Origin of the sequence: Streptomyces sp. NPDC098781, from assembly GCF_044759995.1 — a bacterium.
In the GTDB taxonomy this organism is placed as follows: Bacteria; Actinomycetota; Actinomycetes; order Streptomycetales; family Streptomycetaceae; genus Streptomyces.
In genome coordinates, this window is the sequence record NZ_JBIWAK010000001.1 from 1,227,813 (window position 1) to 1,239,159 (window position 11,347).

Genomic DNA, 11,347 nt, shown 5'->3' on the forward strand with positions numbered 1-11,347 from the left:
CGCTCGCTGAGCCCTGGTGGCTCAGAAGGAGAATACCGAGGCGCCCTGGGTTTCCTTGAGGCATGAATTGGCGAACGTGTGCTCGTAGTTCACACGCGTGCCTCGCCAAACGCCTTGAATGGTGACGACAACGGGCCGGTATTCCTTTGTGCAGGGCCGTTCCGCCTCATTTCCGCGGAGCACGGCCAAGCGATCGAGGTCCCCGTTCACGCGGTCCAGATCGGCGCATCCCCGCCGCGGGTCCGGGTGGGTTCCGGAGGTGGTGTACGCACAGTTCAGCGTCACCGCGCGCTCGGGCGCCGTGGTGGCGGCGAATTCGCCGTGGCCGGTCGTGAGGACCAGGGCCGAGGGGGCGTACAGCGTGGCTGGGGCGCTATGGGCGGGCGTACTCAAAGGCGCCGCCAGGGCCGCGGTGAGAAGCCCTCCTGTCATTGCCCAGCGTGCCATCGGTCGCATGGTGTGTTCTCCCTTCTGGTCGGATGCTCAAGGCCTCGAAGTACCCGCCATATTGCTCCCGTTTCACGGAGGACAAAAAACGAACCGCTCGCGTCGCTGCAATCCGGACCAAATTGCCTATTGAAGCAGTGGCTTGATTGGCTGACCCTGCGTCATGTGTGCGGAGGTGAGCGGCTTTTCGGGGTGCTCATCGGTGGCGGGTGTGGCTGGGGGGCCCGGGGTGCGAATTGGCCTGAATGGGGCGAGTGTTCGGGTCTGGGCGAGAGCCCGACTACGCCCTCAACCGCCGGGCGTCCACGGCGAAATGGGTTCGAACGTCCCGGATCTCGGCCATCAACCCGCTCTCCGGGGATCGGTAGGTCTCGATCAGGCAACGCTCATGGTCATGACACCTGCTGTGGTGTGAAGATCCTCAACGCACAAATGATCTATCGATGGAGATGCGATGAGGGGTTCCCGCCTCAAGACGAAACTGGCCGCCTGCGCCACGTCCTTCGCGGCCGTGGCGGCCGTGATGGCGACCGCCGGCCCGGCGCACTCGGCCACCTACAACGTCACCGACAACTGCAAAGTCGCCTGGATCACCTGCTCGTACGGTGATTTGTGGCTGTTCTACAACTCGAAGGACATCGCCGTCCAGGACGGCTACTACAAGTCGGCATACACGCTGTTCTACGGCAACGTGAACGACCACTGGGGGACGAGCCAGTACCAGGGGTCGACGCTGACGACCTACCGGTACGTCTTCGGCAACGGTGGCAACGGCAACGGCCAGTACATGAAGAACAATGCGGCGTCCGTGCAGAACTGCGCCCGAGACGACAACTACCGCGTCTATTTCAACTCCGGCTACGGCGGCACATCTCAGTACTTCGCGAAGAACGGCCCCTACGGAGACTGCAACATCACCGACCTGATCTCCGCCCTGAAGAACAACAACGCCTCCTCCCACTTCGCGTAAGAAGGAACCCCTGTGCAGCATTTGAAGCGAACCGCCGCCGCAGTAGCCCTGACCGCTTCGGCACTCCTGGTCAGTGCCTGCTCCTCCGGCACGACTTCGGACGCCACGACGAACGCGGCTGACGGCAGACCGATCGTCAACAAGGAGAACTGGCCGAAGAAGACCCCCACCAGCGGCCTGACCAAGGATCTGACCCTTCCACTGGAGGCGTTCATGGCCTCCTACGAGGACCAAGTCACCGTCGAGCAGGCCGCCAACGACCTTCAGCAGTCGTGCATGAAGGACTACGGCTTCGACCTGACGCTGCCGCGAGCGGGCGCCAACCCGCCTCCCAGTGACAACGACGCCAACATCGAACGCCGATACGGCCTCACCGACCGAGCCGAGGCCGAGAAGTACGGCTACGAGCTTGCGCCGGCGCTGCGGGAGCACACCAGGCAGACCATGCGTGATCTGTCCGATGTCGAGGTCGAGGTCCTGACCGGCCACACCAAGCCCGAACTGCCCCAAGCGCCCGAGGGAGTCAAGGAGGGAGGCGCGTTCGCCGCCCCAGGCCAGGGCACGAAGCCCGCTCGGACCGAGTACAACGGAAAGAAGCTGAAGACGGGCGGCTGCATCGGCTGGTCCAAGGATCAACTCGGCGCGGCGGAAGCCGACCCGATCATCGTGGCGCAGCTGGCCGGCGACAGCCTGGTGCAATCGATGAAGGACGACGAGGTCATCAAGGCCCTCGCCGCGTGGTCCTCGTGCATGGACGGCAAGGGGCACACCGGACTTGCCGATCCGTACAAGGCGATGGACCAAGGTGTCACCAGCGATGGGGAACCGACGCAGGAGTCCATCGCTCTGGCGGTCGACGACATCGACTGCAAGAAGCAGACGGACCTGGTGAAGATCTGGTTCGGTGTGGAGTCGGCGATCCAGGACAAGCAGATCGCCGACAACAAGAGCGGGCTGACCGGCATCAAGGAGCGGCACGGCAAGGAAGTCGGCGCCGCGCGCGAGCAGATGGCGACTTCCGCCCAGTGAAGGCCGGTGCGGGAATGCCCGGACCGTGGAGGGTCCGGGGCCTGTACCTGATCGTGGCGTGTGCGCTGGCCGCCGGCTGTACGGACGACGCCGCTGACCGGGCCCCCGCGTCACGGCCGCCGAAGACACCGAGCGCGGAGCAGAGCACTCCACAAGCGCGGCCGTCCCCTGTGCCGTCGGTGCACTCCGAAGGCCGCACGCGTGTATTGGAGTACGGAGACCTGGTCGTACGTGCCACGCCGGAAAGCGGCGGCGTGCGGACCGAGATCGAGGTGGCCAACACCTACGAGCGGGATGCGACGTACTCGGTGCAGATAAGCATCGCTGACGGTGAGGGCTGGACCGCCCACAACCGGTTCTGGCTTCAGGATGTCCCTCCGGGCAAGAGCGGTAGGGAAGTTGCGGTGATCGGCTCACCAGACATGGGCCAGGTTCCGCAGGTTCCGAAGATCTACGTGGACGAATTCACGCCCATCGTCGACCGACAATAGAAAAGAGAACACCTCTACTGTGCGTATGAGACAGAGGAAACGCGCGGTCGTGATAGCGGCAGCGACTGCGCTTCTCGCCTCGTCACTGTCCATCTCCGCGAGGGCTCAGGGACCGAAGGTCCCCGACAACGCCGTTCAAGGCGGGCAGAGCCTGCCGAAAGCTACGAGCAAGCCCCGAGAGGTCGCCAAGAACGACCGCGCGGCCGTCCTGGGCAAGAACCACTCTTCTTCCAAGGACGTGGCCCTGTCCACTTCCGGCGACGGCGCGGGCTTCCATGTCCTGACGGGCAAGGAGAAGGACGGCTACCGGTTCACCACCGTAGCCACCCTGCGCGAGGACGGATTCGACGCTGACTCCTGGATCGGGAACGCGTGCGTGACCGAGTCCGGGAAGTACGCGGCCATCGCCTATGCACCGCGGACGTTCACCAACGACCCCGAGCTGATGGTGCGCGGCGCGTTCACCGCCGTCGTCGACCTGGGCAGCGCCAAGGTGACCAAGCTGCCGTTCACCGCGTCGCTGGCCTACTTCTCGCCGGGCTGCGGCACGGGGGATGACGTCGTGTTCACGCAGCTGACCTACGACGGGGACGATGAGCAGAAGACCCGTCTGATCACCGTGGACGCGGCCACCGGCAAGCAGTCGAAGCCGGTCGCCTTCCCCGGTCAGGTCACCTCGGCCGTCCCGACCCGGCACGGCATCGTGGCCGGCCACGGCAACAAGCTCGTCCGCATCAACGGACAGAGGGAAACCGTTCTCGCTGTCACGAAGCATGTGCCGTTCCAGATCGCGGCCGACAGCGGCGACGGCGTGACCTTCATCGACCGGGAAGCCGACACCGAGAAGGCCAAGGCGAAGTCCTGGGCCAAGCACCTGGACGCCACCCAGGTGAAGGGCAAGAAGACCACCCCGAAGACGGTGGCTGAAGGAAACCTCACCGACTGGGACCTGTCCGCCACGCCCGGCGGGACGGTGTTCCTCACGGGTAGGGCCAAGACCACGGGGACCCTGCCGGGAGCCGTGAAGAACCCCGGGCACCTCGCCAAGGGCGCCCGTATGTCGAGTCTGGGCCACGCGGGCGTGTCCACCTCCTGGGCGGACGGCAAGACCAGCCTGATCACCCCCGAGGAGTCCAAGGAGGTCCGGGACGCGCGGATCACGCTGGACGTGGTCGTCACCGGCAAGCGCACCGAGTTGGACGCCACACCTCAGCTGTCCGCCGAGCGGGCCGAGGCCGGAAGCCGTCTCTCCCCGGCGCTGGGCTTTCCGACGGGAGAGCGGCCGTCCTCGGATCGATCGGTCAGCGGCGACAGCGAGGGTCTGTCCACGCAGACGGTGCGCACCCAGGCTCTGACCGCGTCGGCGACCGGTCCGAGCGAGGGCACCGATGAACGCTACTGCGCGGTGGCCCGCAACGACGTCAGGAAGCAGGCATTCCAGCCCACCCCGCGGCAGGTGGAGTGGGCGGTGGACCAGGCCGTCGTCGGTGAGCTGGACTTCTACCGCTCGCCGAACTGGAAGAACACCGGCATGGGCGGCTACCAGCCGCAGGGCCTGTTCCCGCCGATCGTGCTGGCCGGCGACCCCAACGGCACCCTCGACAACGAGGACCCCGACGTCACCGACCGCTGGCACATCCCCTCGCAGGTGATGCTCGGCGTCACCGCGCAGGAATCCAACATGTGGCAGGCCACCCGGTTCGCCGTCCCCGGTGTCACCGCCAACAGCCTCGTCGGCAACTACTACGGCACCGAGTACACCTCGGACGGTACGCAGGCCGACCCGTGGCGCATCAACTTCTCCGAGGCCGACTGCGGCTACGGCATCACGCAGGCCACGGACGGCATGCGGCTGGCAGGCAAGGAGAAGGACGGCGAGACGGCTCTGTCTCCGCTCACCCAGGACGCCGTGGCGCTGGACTACACCGCCAACGTCGCCTACGGCGTGCAGATCCTCTCCGACAAGTGGAACCAGACCTACCGAGCCGGGATGAAGGTCAACGACGGCCACCCGCAGTGGATCGAGAACTGGTTCTTCGCCCTGTGGGCGTACAACTCCGGCTTCTACGAGACGGCTGACTCCGCCGGGCACAAGGGGCTGGGCTGGACCAACAACCCGGCCAACCCGCTGTGGAAGGCCAACCGTGTCCCCTTCCTGCAACACGCCACGGACCCGTCCCGGGACGACTACAGTCACGCCGCGCACCCGCAGGACTGGCCGTATGAGGAGAAGGTCCTCGGCTGGGCCGCCCGCCCGATCTCGGCGATGTTCGCTCCGGGCGACTTCAAGCCCGGCTACCTGGGTGCCTGGTGGAACACCAACGACTACCGCAGCAGCGTCAAGCCGCCGATCGACCTCTTCTGCGACGCCTCCAACAACTGCGACGCGTCCAAGATCGGCGACAACGACTCCAACGATCCCGGCCTCGGCGCCTGCCGGCTCGATGCGGGTGATTCCGACACCAACCCGCACTGGCTGCACTGCTGGTGGGACAAGTCGGCTCAGTGGAAGGACTGCGACCGGTCGGCCGAATGCGGCCACCAGGTTCACCGCTTCGACACGTCGTACCCGGAACAGGCGGACGCCAATTCCTACCCGCCGCGCTGTAGCAGTGGCTTGTCCTCGAACGCACTGATCGTGGACGACGTGCCCAACGCGACGACGCCGGCGGGATCGGATTCGCGCGGATGTGGGGCGGCGAAATCGGACGGAACGTTCACCCTCACGTATAAGCCCTCCGACATCATCGATGCCGATACCGGGCAGACGATCACTACCTATCCGGGGAAGATCGACACGCACCAGATCGGTGCGGGGTACGGAAACCACTTCTGGTTCACGCACACCCGTTCACCCGAGTCTTTTCCGGCGCCCGGCGACCGTATGAAGGTGACGGGAACGTGGAAGCTCGGGAGCCAGATCACCTCCAACGACGGCCAGGCCAAGGTGTACGCGCACATTCCCGATCACGGGGCGCAGACCTCCAAGGCCGAATACCGCATCACGCACGCGCACGGCACCACCGTCAAGGCGATCTCCCAGGATGCCAATCAGTCCAACAAGTGGGTCGACCTGGGTGCGTACTTCTTCACCGGGATGACTCCTGAAGTCACGTTGCACAACTTCAACGGAGGCAACGGAACCGCGGACATCGCCTACGATGCCGTCGCTTTCGTGCCCGGCGACTACTCGGGCATCCCCACGGATCTCACCTTCTCCGACCCGGACCCGAACGCCGCGGACCCGGTGCCGAACGAGACACCGAACACGGTTGAGGGCGGATTCTTCCCGTACGAGTCCGCTGCGAGTCAGTCCTCTGCGACGGCGCTCGCGGCGACCACCGCTTCGGCCGGCGACACCGCGGCGTGCTCGGTGACGGAGAAGTCCGTCACCTACACCCGGACCGATGCCTGTATTCACTCCGAACTCAGTGTGCTCCACGTCGACGGGCGAACAGGATCGCCTGACGGACAGGCGTTGTTCGACTACCGCAACGAGATCGACACGGACGTCAAGAGCGATACGTTCACCCAGACGACGACCATCAAGCTGAACAGCATGGCCGGTGTCATGACCACGGTCGATCTCGACCTCGGATACCAGTGCCGTGGCTACTGTTCCGTGGAGAGCGTGACATGGAGCGGGAGTGACAAGTGGGTCATGGGAGACACTCACACCGCGATCGTGACCACCAGGATGAAGTGGACCGAGTCAACGGGTGACAGCGGGCCGATCGTCCCGTACTGGACCTTCGGCGGCAGCACGAACGGTGACGTCATCAAGAACCCGATGACGGTCGAGAAGACCGGCCTCGACGTCCGCTGCGACAACGAGTTCAACACCGTCGGCGCGGGCTGCGTCTTCTCCTGGTTCAAGCCCACCTATGCCATGAACCACAAGAAGTTCCCGGCGGCCGCCGCGCACATCTGGCTGATCCGGAACAAGACCAAGGCCAAGTACGGCGTCCAGGGCGGCGAGCCGCTCACGTTCCTCAGCGACGACGTCCTCGTTCCCGATCCGCCGAACTCCAGCAAATCGATCTACGACTACAACCGGGACACCATATGCCCCGATCCCCCCAAGTATGTGCGCAGCCCGGACGCGACGCTGAGTACGGACATCTGGCCGGACGACAAGCCGAGCTGCGACGAGTTCCCCTTCGCCCGTTCCTGGCAGAGTGCCGCCACTCCGAAATCGTGGGGCGGCAAGAACTTCAAGCAGGTCACTTCCGGCGATGAGTGTGTGAACACCATTGCGAAGAAGGGGACGGACGGTAAGTGGCGCCTCGTTCCGGATGCGCGGTATCACGTGCCGACGTGGGATGAACCTTGTGGACGATCCAGCATGTCGAACTATCAGAACACGCAGTCGATGCAGCAGTTCCCCAACTGGCGTGCGAAGAACCGTGTGATCGAGGGAGACAACTACTGGCTCGACGCGCAGAAACCCAGCTGATCCGTAGGTGAAGGAAACGGTAGGGCGCCGACGACATCCGTCGGCGCCCTACCTGTTTCCGTCGTCACGCCCACTCGATCGCACCGTCCACGACGGACGCCGAACGTCCGGAGAAGGGAAGCTCCGGGTTGTTCTGTGTGCCGTGCAGAGCGTCGGCGAGGGCGTGCAGCAGCCAGGCCATCGAAGGGGTGTAAGGACGCGGATAGTCCGCCTCCGTGTACTTCAGGACCGGATGCGCCGGGTGTCCGGCATCGATCAGGAACCCTTCGTGCCCGTCGTAGCGTTCAGCGAAGGGAACCCACTCGGCCCGCCACCAATCCTGGTCCTCGTTCTGTCGGGCGATCTCCAGGTTCCTGCTGTGGGTACGTGCGATCTGCGCACCACTCAGCAGTCCTTCGCCCGTGGGAAACAACCTGTACCAGTCGAGGCCGTTCGAAAAGCGCAGCAGTGCCGCCAGCGGGGTCGGGGTCTCACGGCCGATCGCTCGACCGAGGGAGGTGATGTCCGCTTCCGAGGCAGGCGCGTTGAGCGGTGGCGTCGCCGCCAGTGGTTGAGAGCGGATCCACTGCGCGATGCGGCGCATGGAGTGATCCTGCGAATCCATGGTGATCATTGTTTCCTCAGGCTGGTGTGAGGCTCCCCAACATATCGGGGAGCCCTGGGCGGGCCCGGAGGGGTCTGTCGGCACAGGAAAGCCCCGGCCGCCCTACGACGGCCGGGGCTGCTTCGCGGCGGGTCAGGCCTTGGCGGCCTTGGCGCCGTCCTCCTCCGTCTCGGCCCGAGCCGTCGACAGCGTGCCGCCGGCGTTCTCCAGGTGGGCCCGGACGAACCACTGGAACTGTTCCAGGTCCCGCAGCTGTTCGATGAGCAGGTCCTCGGTCGCCGGGTCGATCTCCCCGACGACCTTGACCGCGGCGCGCACGTCCTCGACGAGGCCGGTGTAGACCACGTCGAGCGCACCGAGGTGGGCGATGGCGTCCTCGCGGCCGATGGAGTAGTCGTCCCAGGTCCGCTCCGTGACCAGCGAGCCCGGCGTGCCCTGCGCGACCCCACCGAGCGCGCCGATCCGCTCGGCGACGTCGTCGGCCATGTCGCGCACCCGGTCGATCTGCGGGTCGACCATCTGGTGCACGGCGATGAAGTGGGGACCCACGACATTCCAGTGGACGTGCTTCAGCGTGAGGTGGAGATCGTTGAGGGCGTGCAGCCGCAGGCGGAGGACGTCGATGAGCCGACCCGCCGCCTCGCGCTCGATGCCCGGCACCGTGTACTTGGGGGTGAGGTCCCGCGCCATGTTCGCAACTCCTCTTCCGTAGGGATGAAGTAGGAGTTCAGGTGCCCTGCTTTCGTGATCGCAGACCTGTGACGTCGGTTTCATTTCAGCCTGCATCGACTTTCGTCGAGGAAGGCTCGCCGCCGGCTAGGCGACCCGGACCCCCACGATGCAGGTGTCGTCATCCGTGTCGGACTTGCTGTAGGTCAGGAGCCGGTCCAATTGCTGCTCCAGCGTCGGCGGGACCGTCCGCGCGGCCACCAGGAGCTGCGTCAGGGATTCCTCCACCGACCGGTCGCGGCGTTCGATCAGGCCGTCCGTGTACATCAGCAGGGTGTCCTCGACGGCCAGCTGGACCTCGTGTTCCTCGTACGTCGCCTCGGGCACCGCACCCAACAGCAGGCCCTTGACCAGGGGCAACGGCGACGCTTCGCCGGCACGTACCAGGACGGGCGGCAGATGGCCTGCCCTGGCCCAGCGCAGGGTGCGGTGCTCGGGGTCGTACAGGCCGCAGACGGCCGTTGCGGTGATGCTGCCGGTCAGATGGTGGGCCACCATGTTCAGCCAGGACAGCAACTGCGCCGGCCCGGCGCCCGTCACCGCGAGGCCGCGCAGCGCGTTGCGCAGCACCACCATGGAGGTGGCCGCGTCGATACCGTGTCCGGCGACGTCCCCCACGCACAGCAGCACCAGCCGCGACGGCAGCACCACCGCGTCGTACCAGTCGCCGCCGACGAGATGCTGGGTCTCGGCCGGCCGGTAGCGGACGGCCACCCGCAGGCCCGGCGCCGCCAGGGGCGCTTGCGCCGGCGGCATGATCGCGTGCTGCAACTGGAGGGCGAGCCGGTTGCGTTCCACGGCCTGCTGCTCGGAGTGGGCCAGCTGGTCACGGGTGGCGGCGAGCGCGACCTCCGTCCAGTGGTGGGCGGAGATGTCCTGGTAGGCGCCCCGTACGACGAACAGCCGGCCGTCGGAGTCCAGCTCCGGTTCGGCCACCACCCGGATGTGCCGGGTCACGCCGTCGGGCCGCAGGAGCCGGAACGCCGCGGACGCGGGACGGCGGTGGTGCAGCACGGTACGGAGGAATCGACCGATGACGACCGCGTCGTCCGGGTGGGCGTGCGCCGACAGGTCCTCCAGCGGGATCGGGCCGCTCGCCGGGGACTTGCCGTACAGGCTGTAGAGCTGGACGTTCCAGGTGATCTCACCGGTGAGGAGGTTCTCCTCGAATCCCCCTATGCGGCCGAGGCGCTGGGCGTGCTGCAACAGGCTCGCCAGCCGTGCCGTCTCGTTCTCCGTGCGCCAGATCAGCAGCACGCACCCACCGTGCCTGCTGACGCTTATGTCGGCGACCGCGGCCAGCGGCACCTCGTCGACCAGCGCGGTCAGGCGCACCCGCTGGGCGCGGAACGGCTCGCCCGTGGCGTAGACCCGTTCGATCTGCCCGAACAGCTCGCTCTCCCCGGCCGCCATCGGGTACGCCTCCAGCAGCAGGGAACCGTTGACGACGCCACGGGGCCGGCCGCTGGGATCGAGGAAGTGGCTGTTGACGTGGTGGATACGGAAGTCGACGAGTTCCCCGGCGGCGTCCAGATGCGGGACGAGCACCAGGGCGGGGTCGTGCAGACCGTCGGCCAGGTCCATCAGCTCGGCGACGTCCGGCAGGACGGCGGGCCGCCAGTCGGCGTCGGCGTGTTGCGGCGCGGAGGTCTCCAGCGTGTGCGCGCACAGCTCGGCCAGGGCCTCGACCTGACGGACGATCTGCGGGGACTGCGGCTCCAGCGGCGCGGGCCAGACGATCTCCAGCACCCCGTGCATCCGCCCACCGGTGCCCGCCGGCACAGCGGCCCGGCCGCCGTCAGGGTGCTGGTGCTGGCCGATGGACGGCAGCCCGGTCTCCGACAGACAGCCGATCCAGTTCTCGCCGCGCTCACCGAGCCCGCGACGCGCCACGGTCGCCACGCCCGGCGGCACATAACGCCAGCGTCCCGCCTCCGCGACGGAGAACCCGGCGCTACCCGCCAGCGTGAGCGAGCCGTCGCCGCCCAGCGCCCAGATGGCCACCGCTTCCGCGCCGAGCGGCCTCAGGGCGTGCTCCATCAGGGACTCGGCGACCGCCTGCGCGTCGTGCGCGGCCAGTGCGCCGCTCTCGGCGGCCCGCAGCCGTACGGCGGAGGAGCCGGCCGCCGCCTGGCCGGTGGCGTCGGTGCCGCCCGCCGTGTTCGCGAGGAAGGCGGTGGTCACCTCCGAGAGCCGGTCGCGCGAGGCCTGGTTGATGACCTCGACGGCGAATTCGAGCGGGGTCATCCCCGCCTGCTCGGTCAGTTCGGCGAGCTGCCGCGCCGCCTGCGCCGGCCCGCACCCGAGCCGTTCGACGAGGATGCCCTTGGCCAGCTCGAGCAGCGCCCGCCCGTCCGCCTCGGCCTGGGCCTCCCGCACCTCCCGGCGCAGCCGCTCCACGGTCGCCGCCAGCCTGCCGACGGGGGAGTGCTGACCCTCCTCGTCCCGGCCGTCCCTGTCGAACCCGGCCAACGTGGTGGCCCGGTCGGCGGGAAGCAGTTCGGCGCTCGCCGGAGCACCGGCGGTCTCCGGCTCGGCCGGATGGTGGGGATGGCTCACGGGTGACCTGTTCCTCGGCTGGGACGTCCGGGGACGCCAGGCGGTCGGCTGGGGTGCACAGC

The 11,347-nt window shown here is 67.1% G+C and carries 8 protein-coding genes; 4 read left to right on the plus strand and 4 right to left on the minus strand.

The genetic code is table 11. The features are described from left to right. Nucleotides 1-21: 21 nt before the first annotated feature. Nucleotides 22-456 (minus strand): subtilase-type protease inhibitor, encoded by a 435-nt coding sequence (locus tag ACIQWG_RS05300; protein WP_404090386.1) that lies wholly within the window; start codon nucleotides 454-456, stop codon nucleotides 22-24. Nucleotides 457-901: 445 nt separating this feature from the next. On the opposite strand from ACIQWG_RS05300, the gene ACIQWG_RS05305 reads away from it, so the two are divergent. From ACIQWG_RS05305 to ACIQWG_RS05320, 4 genes are all read left to right on the plus strand, one after another. Then, nucleotides 902-1,417, plus strand: coding sequence for a hypothetical protein (locus ACIQWG_RS05305; protein ID WP_404090389.1), 516 nt, complete (start codon nucleotides 902-904; stop codon nucleotides 1,415-1,417). Between the two features lie 12 nt (nucleotides 1,418-1,429). Continuing rightward, the gene (locus tag ACIQWG_RS05310; RefSeq protein ID WP_404090392.1) at nucleotides 1,430-2,446 is read left to right on the plus strand and encodes a hypothetical protein; all 1,017 of its coding nucleotides are present in this window, start codon (nucleotides 1,430-1,432) and stop codon (nucleotides 2,444-2,446) included. A gap of 179 nt (nucleotides 2,447-2,625) precedes the next feature. Further along, complete coding sequence (locus tag ACIQWG_RS05315) at nucleotides 2,626-2,937, plus strand: hypothetical protein (RefSeq protein ID WP_404090395.1); 312 nt, start codon at nucleotides 2,626-2,628, stop codon at nucleotides 2,935-2,937. 25 nt (nucleotides 2,938-2,962) lie between these two features. Beyond that, on the plus strand, nucleotides 2,963-7,393 hold the full coding sequence (locus ACIQWG_RS05320) for a hypothetical protein (protein WP_404090396.1): 4,431 nt from the start codon (nucleotides 2,963-2,965) through the stop codon (nucleotides 7,391-7,393). A 64-nt stretch (nucleotides 7,394-7,457) separates the two neighbouring features. On the opposite strand, the gene ACIQWG_RS05325 is transcribed toward ACIQWG_RS05320, so the two are convergent. From ACIQWG_RS05325 to ACIQWG_RS05335, 3 genes are all read right to left on the minus strand, one after another. Next, nucleotides 7,458-7,997, minus strand: coding sequence for an SMI1/KNR4 family protein (locus ACIQWG_RS05325; RefSeq protein WP_404090399.1), 540 nt, complete (start codon nucleotides 7,995-7,997; stop codon nucleotides 7,458-7,460). 132 nt (nucleotides 7,998-8,129) lie between these two features. Then, nucleotides 8,130-8,687, minus strand: a complete 558-nt coding sequence (locus ACIQWG_RS05330) for a Dps family protein (protein WP_404090402.1) — start codon at nucleotides 8,685-8,687, stop codon at nucleotides 8,130-8,132. Between the two features lie 126 nt (nucleotides 8,688-8,813). After that, nucleotides 8,814-11,285: a SpoIIE family protein phosphatase gene (locus tag ACIQWG_RS05335; protein WP_404090405.1), complete on the minus strand. Its 2,472-nt coding sequence runs from the start codon at nucleotides 11,283-11,285 to the stop codon at nucleotides 8,814-8,816. Nucleotides 11,286-11,347 lie beyond the last annotated feature (62 nt).